We start from the raw sequence: 17920 nt of genomic DNA, 5'->3' as shown, positions 1-17920 counted from the left end.
CAGTTCCCTTCCTTCCCGGACCGGCCCGTCCGGGAAGGCGGTTGATCCTGGCCCCAGGAAAGCGTCTCCGTACTGGCCGGGTGTTCACGAGCGGGATCGGCCTGCGGTCGCGCGGCGCCCTGGCCATCCCTCTTTTCGATCTCGCAGGTGTTCACGCACCGGTTGGCGCGTCCGAAGTGGGCGGCGCCCGGCGCAAGTGAGCCGGGGGCACGCGGGAACAAGATCTCAAGCAGGAATCCCCGATAACGTTGGTCACCGTCAACACCGGTGTGTCCGCGGGTGATTGGAGAGCGGTGCCTCGATATGTGCGGGTCAGAATCGTCACGCCGGAGGAGGAGGAAGCGCATGGGAACGCTGTCGCCGCCCTCGTCCTCTTCGTGCTTACGGTGGTCCTTCAAACGGTGGGCATGTTCTTCCTTTCATCGGCGCTGAAAGAGAAGAACCTTGGGCATGCCGCACTGGGGGCGTTCGGCGTCCTCCTGGCTGCTTGGCTCGGCCAGCTCGTGGATGCCAGAGGACACCAGCGTCCCTTCAAGACACGGAGGTTCATCTTGAGCGTCTGTCTCTCGTTCGCCCTCGTGCTCGCCCTGCCCGATCCCTTCTAGGCGCCCGCCTTGGGTTGCCCGGCTTGGGCGCCCGACCTGACAAAGCGGCTGACCAGCACCGAAGTGGGGCCCGCCCGGGATTCCCCGCCGGGGCCTGCCCGATGCGCATCCCGCCTTTCGCCTCCTGCATCCCGCATCCGGCCGCGTACCTTTCGCCTCCCGCATCCCGCCTTTCGCCTCCCGCTGGGCAGCGAATCGGCGGCCCCAACGTCGCTCCCTAGGTTGAGGACTCTGTCAGTGGCTTCGTAGATGATCAGGCGTATGACACATGGTTCCCGAGATGCCCTGCGCGCTCTCGCCTTGCAGCATCTGTCTCCTGAGGCTGCCGAGAAGTGGCTTGGTCTGCTTCGCCCTGGTGTGCGCCTCGGGGCAGCAGCCGGCATTGACGATGCAGTCGGCCGACTCGGCGGCCACCCGGCCTTGCCGACCACCTCGCAGTGGCCGGTGTGGGAAGGCCACGGCCCGCTGTCGTTCATCGCCTCGATCGACTGCGCCGTCCTGCCGACGCCTGCGTCGGACATCGACCTGCCCGTGGCGGGGACCCTGCTGTTCTTCTATTTCGACGGGCAGTTGGACGGCGGCGATGCTCTTGTTCTGGCTGAGCGGCGGGAGAGCTGGGCGGGCGCCCGCGTGCTCTATGTGGCGGCTGACGAGAAAGTGGCGGAGCGTGGGGCACCTGCGGGGCTCAAGCCGTATCCGGTGGTGCCGCTTACCGCTCGGGTGGAGATGACAGCGGCCGAGCCCTGGCATCCGTCGGTGCGGGCCGTCTTCGCCCCGGATGCTCCGCTGGGGAACCGGTACGACCACCCCGTCTGCTCGCAGGAGTTCCTCGACGCGTTGTGGGAGTTCGACGACGAGGTGGGGCATCAGATCGGCGGCCACGCCCACTCGGTGCAGAACCCCGTGGAGATGGAAATCGCGGAGGCAGTTCTGGGCGGCGAGGTGTCGTGGGACGACCCCCGGTTGTCGCAGGAGGCGGGCAACTGGGTGCTGTTGGCCCAGTTCGACAGCGAGGACACCGCGGACATGATGTGGGGCGATGCCGGAGCCCTGTACTGGCTGATCCGCCGGGACGATCTGGCCGAGCGGCGCTTCGAGCGGGCGATGTTCACCTGGCAGTGCAGCTGATGGCCGTGGCGGCGCCTCCCGCTCGGGGCGCTCAGTACCCATGGAGCCCGCCGAGTGGGGGCGCTGCCCGCGGCGCTGCGCGCGCCGCTGCCGCTGAGCTGTCCGGGATATGGATGTCGGCGGCCCCATGCACCGTCGAGCACCCGGCCGGGCGGCCCAGGCGGTCCAGGCGGCCCGGACGGCCCGGACGGCCCTCATTGCGATCACGGTGGTCATGAGAAGCCTGGACATCCTGGAACCAGGCATCGACCGCCCCCCGCACCGACCAAGATCCCACCCGATCGTGCGGTCGGACGGGATCTCGTCACCCTTCCTGAGCGAACGCAAGAACAGTCGTGTCGTGGGCCGTTCACGAGCGGGTCGAACCTGCGGCTGCCGATGCTTCGGCAGGGCTTCCCAACGGCTGGGAGCCGATCGTCCCCAGTACCTGCGAAAGGCGTCTACATCCCGCCGTGGTGGATGACCTCAAGCCACATCGCAAGCTCTGACGCGTCCGACTTGTAGGAGGAGTGCTTGGGGGTTTCGAGGGCTTCTCGCACAGCCTGGTAGCGAGCCACAAGGTCATCGGCCACCCGCAGGGTTACCGTCGGCAGCTGGTCGTTGATGACCTGCCCCCACGGGTAATCCGTCCCTTCATCGTGCAGCCCCTCCACCGGCAGGACTTCGTGACAGGCGAACCAGCAGATCAGATCGGGTGCGTACGCGATGAGATGACCAGGCCCTTCGCGACGCCGCTTCGGCAGCGAATCCAGGGCCGCGCGCGCCGCGCGCCGCGCCTCCACGGCTCGCATCACCCCGACCGGACTCATCCGGTCATGGAAAAGGCCGAGATAGAGAGGCGAGGAGATGTCGCTCCACAAGGCCTCCAGTCCCTCGTCGTCGACGACCAGATTGGCCGCGTCCGGCCGTGGCGACGCCGACAGGCACGCGAGGCCCCGCGTGACATCAGCCATCGAGAAGATCCGCCCTTGCGGCCCGGCGGTCGCACCGCGCCTGGGGTCGAAGTAGCCCTGCCGCTCCCAGTCCATGTCCATGAGCCGTCTGATGTGGGGGCATCGGATCAGGCGGTCTTGGGCAGCGACAGAATTCAGGCAGCCGTCCGCAGTGTCGTAGAGGTGTCGCGCCTGCGCCCTCGCCGGGCCGCAAACGATCTCGACACGGACCGTGGACCAGGCCAGGCGCTCGGGCGTCGGGGACTGCGCCATCTCTGCGATGATCTTCAACCGCTGGAAGCCGTCGATGCACTCGGCCCCACTGACGTGCAACGCCTCGGCGAACCCGCCAGGCCTGTTGTTGACCAGCTCCGCCGCCGCTGCGCCGAGCACGATATGGCCCACCGCCCCGAAATCGGTGGGCCGGTCCCGGAGGATGTCGGCGAGGCAGCGGTTGGCCTGACTTCCCCGGAGGTAGCCGCGCCGCGCCTGCAACTTCCGGGCGGCGTCCGGCGCTGCCGCCAGCGGGGCCAGATCGGACGCCAGTACTTCCACGATCCAGCCGTGGGCAATCTGGACGGCGCTTCGGAACCTGAGAGTGAAGTCGGGGCCGGCTTCGGCCTGGAACTCCCACTCGGAAGGCAAAAAGTGTGCATTCACGGCCTGCCAACCCTTACGGAGCTGGACAGTGTCGGCTCGCTCCGGCACGGCGCCCGGACGGCGCAAGGACATACCCCTTCCGTGCCACATCCCTGGCTACGGGTGCAGCGAGTCGTGAGGGCGGAGGACGCACCTCCCCCGTTCCCGGATTCCGCCGCATCACCGCTCTCGTACGCCCCGACCTCAACCTCGACCGACGGGTCGCGTGGTCGCACAGCCGGCCCACGGCACTTCGCGCGGGGGCCGTCCCTCGGCCCGACGTGGGCCGTCCCTCGGCGCGATCCCTCGGCCCGACGTGGGGCGTCCCTCGGCGCGATCCCTCGGCCCGATGTGGGGCGTCCCTCGGCCCGACGTGGGCCGTCCCTCGGCCCGACGTGGGCCGTCCCTCGGCGCGATCCCTCGGCCCGATGTGGGGCGTCCCTCGGCCCGACGTGGGGCGTCCCTCAGCCCGACGTGGGGCGTCCCTCAGCCCGACGTGGGCCGTCCCTCAGCCCGACGTGGGCCGTCCCTCAGCCCGACGTGGGGCTGCGCGAGTCGTATGCGCAAGCAGCCGCCGCCCGATTCGCGGCAGAGGCCACGACCGGAGGCCGGGTGCGTTGGGGAACCGTCACGGGCAACGGGTGGGTGCCCGCCTGCCGGATCGACCCGGCCCCCGCAGCATGTCCGCGGTTCCGCCCCCGGCGGCGACCGCCGGTGACCGGATTGATCGCGCGGCCTGGCCGTACGTAGGGCAGCCCAGTGTTCGAGGCGGCGCCTTCTCAGGCATGCCGAGCCCACAGGGCGACGAACGCGATGTAGGAGATGGCGGCGGTGGCCACGAACCAGAAGTACGGATCGCCGCTTCTCCCTGATGCCAGGCCACCGATGAAGGCGCAGAGATTGCCCACGGTAAGCACCACGCCCGTGCCGGCCCAGGCCCGCCCCGAGATCCGGGCGAAGCGCTCGTCGGGAGCCTTTGCAGTGAGGCCCTGATACGTCTCGCTCCGCCGTCCCAACAGCATTAAGGCCAGACTGCAGACCGCCAGGATCCCAAACGTCACCAGGCCTATGGCGAGGCGGCCGCCAAGAGTCGCGGCCACGAGGCAGGCGCCACCGACGGCGAGGAAGAAGCCGGGAACGGACCGCCTGGCTGTGTTACTGGTCATCTGCTGAGCTCTCCTCGACATGAAACATCTCCTCAACGCTGACTTCGAAGAACTTGGCCATGGACATGGCGAGCGGCAGGGAGGGCGTGTAGCGCTCGGTCTCGATGGCGTTGATGGTTTGCCGCGAGACTCCCAGGGCTGTGCCTAGCCGGCCCTGGGAGAGCCCTCGTGACGACCGCAGTTTCCTGACGCTGTTTCGCACGTGTAAAGCCTACTTGACACCCTTCAGGGGTTGTCAAGCTAGCTTTACAGGCGGGACGGGGCTCGCACGGCGCCTCGGGCACCGCGTTCACCGCGCCGGCGGCCGCCAGGAATGGGTTCACCGCGCTGGCGGCCGCCCGGCACAGAAGGGCAAGCGCATCCCCAACTGCCCCTTCAAGGGCGCCTCTTGGGGGCGGGACGCAGAAGGGCGGAAGGAGTTCAGGCCCCCCACGGCGGATGCTGGTTGCGGGGCCCCGCATCAGTCTGAGGATCGGAGTCACCGTGTCGGCGAGGCCGGCATACCGGAGGCAGAGGTCGCGTCAACAGGACTGCGTACACAGGGGTAGCTCGCCCCAACTGCCGGCAGGAGCCGCCCATTTGGCAGCCCGGCACGCCTCGCGTTCCCTACGATGTCCGGCGCCGCACCGACGTACCGGCGATCCGGGAAGGGCTGACGGTGCCCGATGGGACCGGCCTCGGACAACAACGGTGCTGCGGGCCCTGCGAATTCCTCCCATCGGGCCGCAGCGACACAACGGCAGCCCCCACCCGGCCGAAGACCCGCGCGCGAACCCCGAACAGGGCGCCGGAAACGACAAAGATCCCGCCCGATCAAGATGATCGGACGGGATCTCGTCAACCGAACCTGAGCCAACTCAAGAACAGTCGTTGTTGTGGACCTGAGGGGATTCGAACCCCTGACCCCCTCGATGCGAACGAGGTGCGCTACCGGACTGCGCCACAGGCCCTTGCAACGAGTGAAACCTTAGCACCCGGAAGGGAGTGGTTGGAAATCCGTTCCTCGCTGGTCAGCGGGAGGGGCTTCATTCGTTGGCGGCGCGGGGCCGGTCCTCGTCCGCGTACTGGTCGAAGAGCGGGGTCCGGTGCCGGCCCGGGCCCGAGCGCTGCTTGGGGGACTCGTCGGTGGTGGGGGCGAGGGGCGGGGTCGGGTCCGCCGTCGAGGAGCGGGCCGAGGACCAGGTGTCCGGCGCACCCAGGTCGATGCTGCCGGTGGCGCGCGGGGCGACCGGCGCGGTCACGTACGTGGGCAGCGGGACCGGCACCGGGTCCCAGCTGGCCCCGCGCTCGGGCCCGCGCTCGCGCTGCTGGTCGACCCACTCCGCGTGGTCGGTCTGCTCGACCAGGGCGCGCCGTCCGGCCTCCTGCGGGGAGAGGGCGGGGGCGGGCGCGGGTTCGGGCACGGGGGCCGGGTGGTGGGACTCCGCTTCGTCGTCGGCCTCCGCGCCCGGCGCCGTGGCCCGCGCGCGCGGCCGGCTCTCGCGCAGTCGCTGCGCCGCGGCCTCGGCGCGACGGCGGTCCATGGTGAACGCGAAGCGCCGCCGCTCCTGAATGCGCAGGTGGACGATGTACGCGCTCAGCAGTGCGGCCGGGAAGGCCGGCGCCCACAGGAAGCCGAGGCCGCCGACCGCCGCCACGATCGCGCCCAGCGTGAAGGCGAGGAAGAGGACGACGGTGGTGCGTCGGCGCCGGGCGAGCACCGCGCTGCGCTGAGCGCGCCGGGCACGCTCGGCCGATGCCCCGTTCCCGGGGCGGACCACTCGCGGGCGCCGGGGGTCCCCGGTGGGGAGCTCACCGCGCTTCTGACGTTCCGGGCGCTGCTCCTGACGTTCCGGGCGCTGTTCCTGACGCTCCCGCTGATCCCGCTGGTCCTCCCGCGCATCCCGCTGGTCCTGGCGGTCCTGGTGGTCCTGCGGGGCGGGGCGCCTGCCGCGGGCCTGGGGTACGGCGAACTCCCGGCCGCCGACGGGCTCCCCGGGGGTGGCGAGGGGTTCCGTGAGGGCGTCCGCTGGGGCGCCCGGTCCCGCCTCGGACTCTGCCTCATCGGCGGCCCGCTGGCGCAGCTCCTTGGCGTACCGGCGCTCCATGGCCGACCGCCCGGACAGCAGCCGGATGGCGGTGCTGAAGCGTTCCGTCGGGCGTGCCTCGTTGAGCTCGTCCTGCCTGCGGAGCCACATCGGCACCAAGTAGGCGGCCCAGGCCCCGACGATGACTGCGTAAATGAGGCCGCTGCTGCTCACACACCACACCGTAGAGGGAGGGGCGCGCGGGGATACGCCAATTGAGCCGGTGTGTCGCACGATCTGGCTGATATCACTGGATTTTTTTGTGATTTCTCAGATCGTTCGACGAGACGAGCGGATCGGATCCGTATCCGACCCGGATCGGGTCCCGGTCGAATTCGAACGTTTATTTTATTTACCGGGTCGGGAGTGCCGTGCCCGGCGCCACCGGGCGAGGAGGCCTTCGGGGACTTCGTCCGCGGTGAGCGCGTACACGAGGTGGTCGCGCCAGGCCCCGTCGATGTGGAGATAGCGCGGGCGCACTCCCTCCTCGCGGAAACCCAGCTTTTCCACGACCCGGCGGCTCGGCGCGTTCTCGGGGCGAATGCACACCTCCATGCGATGCAGGCCCATCGCGCGGAAGCAGTGGTCGACGGCGAGTGCGACGGCCGTCGGCATCACGCCACGGCCGGCCACCTCGCGGTCCACCCAGTACCCGACGTGGGCCGAGCACATCGAGCCCCAGGTGATCCCGGCGACCGTGAGCTGGCCCACCAGCTGGCCCTGGTACTCGATGACGAACGGCAGCATGCGGCCCGCGTTGGCCTCGGACCGCAGATGGCGGACCATCTGCCGGTAGGTGGGACGCTGCGCGAAGGGCGCGCCCGGCGCGGGCGGCGGAACCGTCGCCTCCCAGGGCCGCAGCCAGTCGCGGTTGCGCCGGTTGACCTCGCGCCAGGCCCGCTGGTCGCGCACCTTTATGGGGCGGAGGACCACATCGCCCTCCGCCAGCTCGACCGGCCAGGAAGGAACGTTCAGCTCGGGCTCCCCGCGGGTCTGGGGTGGTCGCCGCCGCGGATCTGGTCCACGGCGTGCCGCAGGATCCGCTCCAGGACGGCGAGCCCGTCGCGTACGCCGCCGGACGATCCTGGCAGGTTGACGATCAGGGTGCGCCCGCCCGCCACTCCGGCGAGGCCGCGGGAGAGGGCGGCCGTGGGCACCTTGGCCAGGCCCTCGGCGCGGATGGCCTCGGGGATCCCGGGGACGTCGTAGTCGATGACGGCGCGGGTGACCTCGGGGGTGCGGTCGGTCGGCGAGAGGCCGGTGCCGCCGGTGGTGACGATCACGTCGTACCCGGCGGCCGCTCCGGCGCGCAGCGCCTGCTCCACCGGGTCGCCGTCGGGCACGACCAGCGGCCCGTCCACGGCGAAGCCCATCGCTCCCAGGCCCTCGGCGAGCAGTGGTCCGCCCGTGTCCGCGTACACGCCGGCGGACGCCCGGTTGGACGCCGTGACGACGAGGGCGGCGTACGGCGCGAGCAGCGCCTCGCCGAGGTCTTCGCCGCCCCGCGGGAAGGGCGCCGTGGACTGCGGTCCCGGGCGCGACGGGACACGGCCTGCCTGAGGGGGCGTCATGACGCGGCCGTTCCGGGCCGGTTCCAGTGGCCGGACTTGCCGCCGGTCTTCTCCTCGACCCGGACGTCGGTGATGACGGCGGCCTTGTCGACCGCCTTGACCATGTCGACGACGGTGAGCGCGGCCACCGACACGGCGGTCAGCGCCTCCATCTCGACACCCGTGCGGTCCGTGGTCTTGACCGTGGCCAGGATCTCCACCGCTTCGTCGGTGACCGCCAGGTCGAGCTTCACGCCGGAGACGGCCAGCGGGTGGCACAGCGGAATGAGGTCGGGGGTGCGCTTGGCGCCCATGATCCCGGCGATGCGCGCGGTCGCGAGGGCGTCACCCTTGGGCACGCCCTCGCCGCGCAGGAGCTCCACCACGCGCGGCGAGACCAGTACGCGGCCGCTCGCGCGGGCGGTGCGTGCGGTGACGTCCTTCTCGGAGACATCGACCATGCGGGCCGCGCCCGCCTCGTCGATGTGCGTGAGCCTGCTGTGCGTCGTACTCATTCGGTGGCGCTCCCGGTACGGCTTCTGTGGGCAGACACCGTACCCCCACCGGCCGCCGCTCAGCCGAGCAGGACCACGTCCACCTCGCTGTCGGGCTCCGCCGATGTGGTGTCCTCGGGGATCACGATGAGGCAGTCGGCGAGCGCGAGCGCCGCGATGAGATGCGATCCGGTGCCGCCGACGGGGCTGACTGTGCCCGACTCCGCGTCGTAGGTGCCGCGCAGGAACTGGCGCCGGTCGGCGGGCGACGACAGCGCCTTGCCGGTCTTCAGGGCGGCGCGCACGGTGGGCCGGTGGATGTCGTCCAGGCCCATCAGGGTGCGGATCGCGGGGCGTACGAACAGCTCGAAGGAGACGTAGGAGGAGACCGGGTTGCCGGGCAGCGCGAGCAGTGGGGTGTGGTCGGGGCCGATCGAGCCGAAGCCCTGCGGCTTGCCGGGCTGCATCTTCAGCTTGCGGAAGTCGATGCCGCTGCCCGGCTCGTCCTCGTCTCCTACGGAGGACAGCGCCTCCTTGACGACGTCGTACGCGCCGACACTGACCCCGCCGGTGGTGACCAGCAGGTCGGCGCGGATCAACTGGTCCTCGATGGTGTCGCGCAGTACCGCCGCGTCGTCGGTGACCGCGCCGACCCGGTAGGAGATGGCGCCCGCGTCCCGGGCGGCGGCGGCCAGGGCGAAGCTGTTGGAGTCGTAGATCTGGCCGTCGCCCAACGGCTCGCCGGGCTGGACCAGTTCGCTGCCGGTGGAGAGCACCACCACGCGCGGGCGCGGCCGTACGGTGACGGTGCCGCGGCCGATCGCGGCGAGCAGCCCGATCTGGGGCGGGCCGAGCACGGTGCCGGCCGCCAGGGCGAGGTCGCCCGCCTGGACGTCGCTGCCGCGGGCGCGGACATGGGCGCGCGCCTCGGCGGCGCGGTGCACCCGCACCTCGCCGCTCGCCCCTTCGGGGGCGGCCCCCGCCGGGCGCATGGCGAGGGCGGCGCCCTCACCTGACCCGCCGTCGGTCCACTCGACGGGGACGACGGTCTCGGCGCCGGGCGGCAGCGGGGCGCCCGTCATGATCCGGGCGGCCTGGCCGGGGCCCACGGTGGGCAGCTCTCCGCTGCCCGCCGCGACATCGCCGATGACGGTGAGCACCGCGGGGAACTCCTCGCTGGCGCCCGCGACATCGGCGACGCGCACCGCGTAACCGTCCATCGAGCTGTTGTCGAAGGGCGGCAGCGCGACAGGCACCATGACGTCCTCGACCAGGACACAGCCCTGGGCGTCGGGCAGTTGCAGCTCGATGGGTTCGAGCGGGCGGACCGCGGCGAGGATGTCGTCCAGGTGCTCGTCCACCGACCAGATCGTGTTGCTCACGGGTGCCTACATCTCCTCGGTGACGTACCGGCGAAGCCAGGCCTTGAAGTCCGGGCCCAGGTCTTCACGTTCGCACGCCAGTCTGACAATGGCGCGCAGATAGTCTCCGCGATCACCCGTGTCATAGCGACGGCCCTTGAAGACGACTCCGTGCACCGGGCCGCCGATCGACTCGTCCGCGGCCATGTGCTGGAGGGCGTCGGTGAGCTGGATCTCGCCGCCGCGGCCGGGCTCGGTGGTGCGCAGTACGCCGAAGACCGCCGGGTCGAGGACATAGCGGCCGATGACGGCGAGGTTGGAAGGCGCGTCGGCGGGCTCCGGCTTCTCGACGAGCCCGGTGACCCGGACCACGTCACTCTCCGCGGTGGTTTCGACGGCCGCGCAGCCATAGAGGTGGATCTGCTCGGGGTCGACCTCCATGAGGGCGATCACGCTGCCGCCCTCGTGCTCCTGGATCTCCACCATCCGCGAGAGCAACTGGTCACGGGCGTCGATCAGGTCGTCGCCGAGCAGCACCGCGAAGGGCTGGTCCCCCACGTGCGGCGCCGCGCACAGCACCGCGTGGCCGAGGCCTCGCGGGTCCCCCTGGCGTACGTAGTGCATGGTCGCCAGGTCGCTGGACTGCTGCACCTTGGCGAGCCGGTCCGCGTCGCCCTTGCGGGTCAGCGCCGACTCCAGTTCGTAGTTCCGGTCGAAGTGGTCCTCAAGGGGACGCTTGTTGCGGCCGGTCACCATGAGCACGTCCGACAGGCCCGCCGCCACCGCCTCCTCCACCACGTACTGAATGGCCGGCTTGTCCACCACCGGCAGCATCTCCTTCGGCGTGGCCTTGGTGGCCGGAAGGAACCGGGTGCCGAGCCCGGCGGCGGGGATGACAGCCTTGGTGATCCGAGGGGGCGACTGAGTCATGCGGGCACCCTATCCGCTGCGTATGTGCGGAAGATTATTCTCCGGTGAATTCGCTCTCTTAACCGCGCATTTGAGGGGATCGCAGAAATACGGTGAGTGATCACATGACCGAAAAGGCACGCTTGCGGCGCAGTCTCCTCGATGCCAGGAAGGGGCGGACGGCCGACGACCTGCTCACGGCCTCGCTCAGGCTCGCCGACCGGGCGTTGGCGCTGCCGGAACTGGCGGGGGCCGGCACGGTGGCCGCCTACATCTCGGTGGGCAGCGAGCCGGGCAGCCGCGCCCTCGTCCACTCCCTGTACGCCCGGGGCGTACGGGTGCTGCTGCCAGTGCTGCTCGCGGACAACGACCTGGACTGGGCCGCCTATGCGGGGCCCGAGCGCCTGGTGCCCGCCGGGCGCGGACTGCTCGAACCCGACGGCGAACGGCTCGGGCCGGACGCCGTGACGGCAGCGGACGCCGTGCTGCTGCCCGGTCTCGCGGTGGACGCGCGCGGCATGCGGCTCGGCCGCGGCGGCGGTTCCTACGACCGGGCCCTGGCCCGCATCGAGGCGTCCGGCCACACGCCGGCCCTGGTGGTGCTCCTGTACGCGAACGAGGTGGTCGCGCGGGTTCCGGTGGAACCGCACGACCACCCCGTGCAGGCGGTGGTCACCCCCGAGGGAGTGACACGCTTTTCGGCCTGAGCCGGTCTGAGGCGGTCTGAGCCGGTCTGAGTCGGCCTGAGCCGGCCGAGCGGCGCGGCGCCGAGTCGGCGTATCCGCGCCGCGTCGGTCCAGCCGAGCCGGCCCAGCCCAGTCGGCCGGGCCGCGCCGAGTCGGCCGGGCCCAGCGAAGGCCCGTACTACGGCGTGAGCGTCAGCGTGTCGACCGTCGACGCGTCGACCGCCTTCCCGCTGAACGACCAGTCGAGGAGCTCGCCCTTGGCCCACTTCTCGGTCTGGTCCGAGTAGTGGGCGCTGTAGGCGTGGCCCGATGCGCCGGTGAGGTTGATCCACTTGGACTTGTCGAGGTCCTTGAGGTTGACGACCATCCGCATCGAGGGGACCCAGGTGACGCCGTAGTCGCCGCTCGCCGCGTTCCAGCCGGTGGCGTCGACCGCGGCTTCCCCGCCGCCCAGGTTCCACGGGCCGCGGTTGAGGACGTACCGCAGGAAGCCGGGGCCCTCCTTGCCGAGGGTCTGGTTCTCCAGCGTCAGCTGGTGCAGCCGGCCCCAGGTCCAGGTCGTGGTGTCCTTGCCGAGCTTGGCGGTCAGCTCCCAGCGGGCGTCCTTCATGGCCCGCGCGAGCAGCTGGTCGCGCGTCGTGGTGGCCTTGTCCAGACGCGTCGCGGGCGCCTTCCACCAGGTGTTGTTCTGGTCGTTGAAGATCTTGCGGACGACCTCGAACCACCGGTCGCCGCCGTCGGGCTGCGCCGAGTCGCCGTCGCGCTCGCCGCACTCCCAGACCTTCTTGTCGGGGTCGTCGACCGGGCCCGTGCCGGCCGGCGGCGTCACGTACAGGCACTCGCCCTTGGGGCGCAGCTCCTTGGGCAGCTTGTTGCCGAACGCCAGCTTCAGGACGTTGCGCCACACCGAGTTGAAGTAGGCAGCGGCCGCCGAGTCGTTCTCCTGGGTGTAGTCCCAGCCTTCGAGGAGCTTCTGCGCCTCGCGCACCGAGGGGTCCGACACGTCGATCTTCAGCAGGGCGGGCGTCAGGAGCGCGGCGATCTCGCTGCTGTTGTCCATCTGCATCTTCTGCATGTCCTCGGTGGAGATCTTCCCGCCGCCCTTGATCTTCGACTCGATGAGGTCGTTGATCCGCTGGCTGCGGGTGCCGTAGCCCCAGTCCTTGGTGAGCAGGTACGGGTACTTCTTCTCGTCGATCACGGCCTGGTTGGCGGTGACGATGAAGCCCCGCTTGGGGTTGTACTCGTACGGCAGCGCGTCGAAGGGGACGTAGTCCTTCTTCCACGTGTACTTGGAGTCCCAGCCGGGCGCCGGCATGGTGCCGTCGACGCCGTCGGCGCGGACCGGGATCCTGCCGGGCGCCTGGTAGCCGATGTTGCCCTTGGTGTCGGCGTAGATCAGGTTCTGCGCGGGCACCTCGAAGTCCTTGGCGGCGCTGCGGAAGGACTTGAAGTCATGGGCCTTGTCGAGCGCGAACACGGCGTCCATGGACTTGCCGGGGTCGAGCGCCGTCCACTTGAGGGCGACCGCGTAACCGGCGCCCCGGTCGGGGGCGGCGGTGTTGACGGGTGCCTTCTGGCCGACCGTCTCCAGCTCGTCGTCGCGGTCGGACACCAGGGGACCGTTGTTGGTCTCGCGGATGGTGATGGTCTTGTCGGGACCGCCGGCGACCTTGATGACCTCCTCGCGGGTGGCGAGGGGCTTCTCCTGGTCGTCGTAGAGGTAGTTGGAGCCGGAGATCTTCTCCAGGTACAGGTCGGTCACGTCGGCGCCGAGGTTGGTGAAGCCCCAGGAGACGTCCTGGTTGTGGCCGATGATCACGCCGGGCATGCCGGAGAAGGTGTAGCCCGCCACGTCGTAGGTGCACGTGCTGGACAGCTTCCGGCAGTGCAGGCCCATCTGGTACCAGAGCGAGGGCATCATCGGCGCGAGGTGCGGGTCGTTGGCGAGCAGCGGCATGCCGGTCGTCGTGTACTGGCCCGACACCACCCAGGAGTTGGAGCCGATGCCGCTGCCGTTGGGGCCGAGCAGCGCCGGGATCTTGTCCAGGGTGTCGGAGAGCGAGGAGAGCTGGCTCTGCATGCCCTTGAGCGCGTCCTGGGCGGTCCCTGACGCGCCGTCGGAGGCGGTGGGGGCGCGCTGGGGGTCGAACTTCCCGGTCGCCTTGTTGTACGAGCCCTGGTCGACGATGGGGCGGTGGGTGGCGGCCGGGTACGCCGGATACAGGTCCTTGATCTGCTGCGGGCTGAGCCTGCTCGTCATCAGGGAGCGGTCGATCTCGTCCTGCATGTTGCCGCGCAGGTCCCAGGCCATCGCCTTGAGCCAGGCCACCGAGTCGACCGGCGTCCAGGCCTCCGGCCGGTAGTCGTTGCTGAAGCTCAGGGCCGCGTACTCGACGGAGATGTCCTTGCCGTCCTTGCCCTTGAGATACGCGTTCACCCCCGCCGAGTACGCCTGGAGGTACTTCTTGGTGGCGGGCGACAGCTGGGTGTCGTACTCCTGCTGCGCGACCTTGCGCCAGCCCAGCGTGCGCAGGAAGGCGTCGGTGTCGACCTGGCCGCTGCCGAACATCTCCGAGAGCCGGCCCGAGGTCATGTGCCGGCGGACGTCCATCTCCCAGAAGCGGTCCTGCGCCTGGACGTAGCCCTGGGCCGTGAACAGGTCCGCGTCGTTGTCTGCGTAGATCTGCGGGACGCCGTAGTCGTCGCGCTTGACCTCGACCTTACCGAGCAGCCCGGGGACCTTGAGGGTGCCGGTGGTCTGCGGGAAGGAGGCGCGCACGGTACTGACTCCCCAGTACGCGCCGTAGGCGACGCCCGCGACCAGCGCCAGCACCAGGACGAGGACGAACAGCCTGAGGCGGCGGCCCCTCTTCCTGGTCGTCTTGCCGGCCGTCGTACCGGCGGAAGGGGCGGTTGTGGTGGCGGGCATCGCTGTCCTTCGAGGGGCAGGGTGGTCCAGGAGTACTGGGAGCAACCATAGGCGCAGCCACTGACGGCCCCGGACGCGGTGTCCGCGTTCACGTACGGGGACACCGGCGCGGGTCGGTGCGACGCGGTCCGTGCGTAAAGAAAGCGTCAAAGATTAGGTAAGGTAACGAAGTACCTTGGGCGGCAAAACGTTTCACCTGGTGTGCCCGAGGGCCCCCGGATGCGCACCAGGCGTCCCGGGATGCACGATTTTCATGGGGGTGCCTGCGGCGCCTGAGGGGAAGGATCGGCCACTGACTGTCCACCAGCTCAACGAACTCCTGCTCATCTGCTCGCTCGTCCTGCTCATCGCCGTCGCGGCGGTGCGCATCTCCTCACGCAGCGGGCTCCCCAGCCTGCTCCTGTATCTCGGCATCGGGATCGTGATGGGGCAGGACGGCCTCTTCAACGTCAGGTTCGACGACGCCGAACTGACGCAGGTGATCGGCTATGCCGCGCTCGTGGTGATCCTGGCCGAGGGCGGCCTCGGCACCAAGTGGAAGGAGATCAGGCCCGCGTTGCCGGCGGCCATGGTCCTCTCGCTCGTCGGCGTCGCGGTGAGCGTGGGCGTCACGGCGGCGGGCGCGCACTACTTGGTGGGCCTCGAATGGCGCCAGTCGCTCATCATCGGCGCGGTGGTGTCGTCCACGGACGCCGCGGCCGTCTTCTCCGTACTGCGCAAGGTGCCGCTCCCCTCGCGCATCACCGGCGTCCTGGAGGCCGAGTCCGGCTTCAACGACGCCCCCGTCGTCATCCTGGTCGTCGCCTTCTCCACACCGGGGCCGGTCGACTCCTGGTACCTGCTGGTCGGGAAGATAGCCTTGGAGCTGGCCATCGGCGCCTCGATCGGGCTGGCCGTCGGCTGGCTCGGATCGTACGGGCTGCGGCATGTGGCACTGCCCGCGTCCGGTCTCTATCCGATCGCCGTCATGGCGATCGCGGTGAGCGCCTACGCGGCCGGCGCGATGGCCCACGGCTCCGGCTTCCTCGCGGTGTACCTCGCGTCCATGATGCTCGGCAACGCCAAGCTCCCCCACTGGCCGGCCACCCGCGGCTTCGCCGACGGGCTCGGCTGGCTCGCCCAGATCGGCATGTTCGTCCTGCTGGGGCTGCTGGTCACCCCGCACAACCTGACCGACGACTTCTGGCCGGCCGTGATCATCGGCCTCGTCCTGACCATGGTGGCCCGGCCGCTCGAAGTCCTGCTCAGCCTGCTGCCGTTCCGGCTGCCGTGGCAGGAGAAGGCGTTGATGTCATGGGCCGGCCTGCGCGGCGCGGTGCCCATCATCCTCGCCACCATCCCGATGGTCTCCGGGATCGAGGGCAGCGAGAAGATCTTCAACATCGTCTTCATCCTGGTCGTCGTCTACACCCTGATCCAGGGTCCGACGCTGCCGTGGCTGGCCCGCAAGCTCCAGCTCTCCGACGCCGACGAGGCCGCCGACCTCGGCGTCGAATCGGCACCCCTTGAGCGGCTGCGCGGACACCTCCTGTCCGTCGCCATCCCCTCGACGTCGCGCATGCACGGCGTGGAGGTGCACGAGCTGAGGCTGCCGCCCGGCGCCGCCGTCACCCTGGTCGTGCGCGACGGCGCGAGCTTCGTGCCGGGGCCCACGACCATGCTGCGCCGCGGCGACGAGCTCCTGGTGGTCGCGACCGATCCGGTACGGGACGCGGCGGAATCCCGGCTGCGGGCGGTCGGCGAGGGCGGCAAGCTCGCGGGCTGGCTGGGCGCCGGCGCCCCGGCGGGCGCGCAGGCCCGCAACGCCAAGCCGCGGCGAACACCGCGTTAAGGGCGGGTGACGCCCCGTCGCGCCGGGTGAAGGCCCGATAAACACAGGCCGAAAGACGGCACTCCGTGCGGTTTCGTAGGCACGGAGTGCCAAACCTCTGTATCATGAAGGCACACCACTGATCGACCAACTCTGCCTGACGCAGAGCTGGCGCGACCGTATGGCGGTCGGGAGCTCCCCGCAGCAGCCCCCGGCATCTACCGCAGATCCGCGCAAGAGGACAGCTCTCGGCAACGCCCGCACCCACAATCCGTGCATGGGGCGCGCTACCAGGCGGCAGAAAGGCAAGGGGCCGTGGCATCCACGGTCACTTCTGACAAGCGGCCCGGTTACGGGCAGCTTCTGCGCACACCTGGCGCACTGTCCTTCCTCCTGCCCGGCTTCGCGGCCCGGCAGCCCTTCGCGATGCTCACCATCGGCATCCTGCTGCTCGTCCAGCACACCACCGGCTCCTACGGCGGCGCCGGAGCCGTGGCCGCCTTCACGGGCGTCTCCATGGCCCTGTTCGCCCCGCAGAGCGGCAAGCTCGCCGACCGCTTCGGTCAGCGCGCGGTGCTTGTGCCCGGCGTCCTGGTCCACGCGGCCTCGGTGTCCGCGCTGACCGCGCTGGCCCTGGCCGGCGCGCCCCTGTGGGTGCTGTTCGTCGCGGCCGTGCCCACCGGCGCATCGGTGCCGCAGGTCGGCCCCATGGTGCGGGCCCGCTGGGCCGCCAAGCTCGACGGCTCGCCCCTGATGGCGACCGCCGCCGCCTTCGAGTCCGTCACGGACGAGTTCACCTTCGTCATCGGCCCGGTCCTCGCGACCGCCCTGTGCACCAGCGTGCACCCGGCGGCCGGTCTGATCGCCGAGGCGACGCTGACCCTCGTCGGCGGCCTCCTGTTCGCGGCCCGGCGCGCCACCCAGCCGCCGGTACGCAGCGCCGCCGAGCACGAGCAGGCCGAGCACACCTCCGCGCTGTCCATCCCGGGCGTACGCGTCCTGGCGATGGCCTTCCTCGGCATCGGCGCGGTCTTCGGCGGCATGCAGGTTTCGCTGACCGCGTTCGCCGAAGAGATCGGCAACCCCGGCATCAACGGCATCCTCTATGGCATCTTCGCCGCCGGAAACATGCTGGCGGGCATCGCCTGTGGCGCCATCGCCTGGAAGTCCGCGCCCCGCGTCCGGCTGATCGCCGGCTACGCGGCGCTGACCCTGGCGGCCTCCGGCCTGTGGGCCGCGCACTCCGCACTGCTGCTCGGCGGCCTCGGCCTGATCGTCGGCCTGTGCATCGCCCCGGCCCTGATCACCGGCTACACCCTGGTCGAGACCCTGGTCCCGGCCACCTCGCGCACCGAGGCGTTCACCTGGCTGACCGGCGCGGTCGCCCTGGGCCAGGCCGCCGCCGTCACCGTGGCGGGACGCCTGACCGACGCGCATGGCTCGTCCGCCGGGTTCCTGGTGCCGATGGGAGGCACCGCGCTGGCCCTGGTCACGCTGCTCGCCCTGCGCTCGCGGCTCGCTCCGCCCGCTGCGGCACGTACCGTGGCGCGTGGCGTCGGTCACCGTGTTCCCGTCACGGTGGACTGATTCCGGGGAATACGTCACTATGGACCGTCGTTAGCACTCATCGAGTGAGAGTGCC

General features: G+C 70.4%; 15 protein-coding genes and 1 tRNA gene. 5 read left to right on the top strand and 11 right to left on the bottom strand.

Annotation, left to right across the window (positions count from 1 at the left end):
* Nucleotides 1–248: 248 nt before the first annotated feature.
* Both ACGFW5_RS30395 and ACGFW5_RS30390 read left to right on the top strand, forming a co-directional pair.
* Entirely contained in the window at nucleotides 249–605 is a 357-nt protein-coding gene (locus ACGFW5_RS30395) for a hypothetical protein (RefSeq protein ID WP_393837526.1), read from the top strand.
* 249 nt (nucleotides 606–854) lie between these two features.
* The gene (locus tag ACGFW5_RS30390) at nucleotides 855–1733 is read left to right on the top strand and encodes a YwqG family protein (protein ID WP_393837525.1); all 879 of its coding nucleotides are present in this window, start codon (nucleotides 855–857) and stop codon (nucleotides 1731–1733) included.
* Between the two features lie 440 nt (nucleotides 1734–2173).
* Here ACGFW5_RS30390 and ACGFW5_RS30385 read toward each other — a convergent pair whose 3' ends face one another.
* From ACGFW5_RS30385 to galU, 10 genes are all read right to left on the bottom strand, one after another.
* Nucleotides 2174–3325: a hypothetical protein gene (locus ACGFW5_RS30385; RefSeq protein ID WP_393837524.1), complete on the bottom strand. Its 1152-nt coding sequence runs from the start codon at nucleotides 3323–3325 to the stop codon at nucleotides 2174–2176.
* A gap of 758 nt (nucleotides 3326–4083) precedes the next feature.
* The gene (locus tag ACGFW5_RS30380) at nucleotides 4084–4470 is read right to left on the bottom strand and encodes a hypothetical protein (RefSeq protein ID WP_393837523.1); all 387 of its coding nucleotides are present in this window, start codon (nucleotides 4468–4470) and stop codon (nucleotides 4084–4086) included.
* On the bottom strand, nucleotides 4460–4672 hold the full coding sequence (locus ACGFW5_RS30375; protein WP_393837522.1) for a helix-turn-helix transcriptional regulator: 213 nt from the start codon (nucleotides 4670–4672) through the stop codon (nucleotides 4460–4462). Before ACGFW5_RS30375 ends, ACGFW5_RS30380 begins: the two co-directional genes overlap by 11 nt.
* Nucleotides 4673–5346: 674 nt before the next feature.
* Nucleotides 5347–5420: transfer RNA gene (locus tag ACGFW5_RS30370), tRNA-Ala, on the bottom strand.
* Between the two features lie 75 nt (nucleotides 5421–5495).
* Nucleotides 5496–6710: a gephyrin-like molybdotransferase receptor GlpR gene (gene glpR, locus ACGFW5_RS30365; protein ID WP_393837521.1), complete on the bottom strand. Its 1215-nt coding sequence runs from the start codon at nucleotides 6708–6710 to the stop codon at nucleotides 5496–5498.
* A 174-nt stretch (nucleotides 6711–6884) separates the two neighbouring features.
* Complete coding sequence (locus ACGFW5_RS30360; RefSeq protein WP_393837555.1) at nucleotides 6885–7511, bottom strand: GNAT family N-acetyltransferase; 627 nt, start codon at nucleotides 7509–7511, stop codon at nucleotides 6885–6887.
* Nucleotides 7508–8107, bottom strand: a complete 600-nt coding sequence (locus ACGFW5_RS30355) for a molybdenum cofactor biosynthesis protein B (RefSeq protein ID WP_393837520.1) — start codon at nucleotides 8105–8107, stop codon at nucleotides 7508–7510. The genes ACGFW5_RS30360 and ACGFW5_RS30355 overlap by 4 nt, the downstream gene beginning before the upstream one ends.
* On the bottom strand, nucleotides 8104–8601 hold the full coding sequence (moaC, locus tag ACGFW5_RS30350) for a cyclic pyranopterin monophosphate synthase MoaC (protein WP_393837519.1): 498 nt from the start codon (nucleotides 8599–8601) through the stop codon (nucleotides 8104–8106). The genes ACGFW5_RS30355 and moaC overlap by 4 nt, the downstream gene beginning before the upstream one ends.
* Before the next feature lie 59 nt (nucleotides 8602–8660).
* A complete protein-coding gene (gene glp / locus ACGFW5_RS30345) occupies nucleotides 8661–9962 on the bottom strand; it encodes a gephyrin-like molybdotransferase Glp (RefSeq protein WP_393837518.1) in 1302 nt (433 codons plus the stop codon).
* 6 nt (nucleotides 9963–9968) lie between these two features.
* Nucleotides 9969–10871 carry a UTP--glucose-1-phosphate uridylyltransferase GalU gene (gene galU / locus ACGFW5_RS30340; protein ID WP_393837517.1) on the bottom strand — a complete coding sequence of 301 codons (903 nt, stop codon included), beginning with the start codon at nucleotides 10869–10871 and terminating at the stop codon, nucleotides 9969–9971.
* Between the two features lie 104 nt (nucleotides 10872–10975).
* Here galU and ACGFW5_RS30335 point away from each other — a divergent pair, with 104 nt between their 5' ends.
* The gene (locus tag ACGFW5_RS30335; RefSeq protein WP_393837516.1) at nucleotides 10976–11557 is read left to right on the top strand and encodes a 5-formyltetrahydrofolate cyclo-ligase; all 582 of its coding nucleotides are present in this window, start codon (nucleotides 10976–10978) and stop codon (nucleotides 11555–11557) included.
* A 157-nt stretch (nucleotides 11558–11714) separates the two neighbouring features.
* Here the strand turns inward: ACGFW5_RS30335 and ACGFW5_RS30330 are convergent, their stop codons facing one another.
* On the bottom strand, nucleotides 11715–14468 hold the full coding sequence (locus ACGFW5_RS30330) for a penicillin acylase family protein (protein WP_393837515.1): 2754 nt from the start codon (nucleotides 14466–14468) through the stop codon (nucleotides 11715–11717).
* A gap of 253 nt (nucleotides 14469–14721) precedes the next feature.
* On the opposite strand from ACGFW5_RS30330, the gene ACGFW5_RS30325 reads away from it, so the two are divergent.
* Together ACGFW5_RS30325 and ACGFW5_RS30320 are read left to right on the top strand one after the other, a co-directional pair.
* On the top strand, nucleotides 14722–16299 hold the full coding sequence (locus tag ACGFW5_RS30325; protein ID WP_393837514.1) for a potassium/proton antiporter: 1578 nt from the start codon (nucleotides 14722–14724) through the stop codon (nucleotides 16297–16299).
* Between the two features lie 294 nt (nucleotides 16300–16593).
* A complete protein-coding gene (locus tag ACGFW5_RS30320; RefSeq protein WP_393837513.1) occupies nucleotides 16594–17865 on the top strand; it encodes an MFS transporter in 1272 nt (423 codons plus the stop codon).
* Nucleotides 17866–17920 lie beyond the last annotated feature (55 nt).

The organism is Streptomyces sp. NPDC048416, assembly GCF_043200435.1.
Taxonomy (GTDB): Bacteria; Actinomycetota; Actinomycetes; order Streptomycetales; family Streptomycetaceae; genus Streptomyces.
Note: the sequence above shows the minus strand (reverse complement) of the source record. Positions and strands in the feature narration are given on the sequence as shown.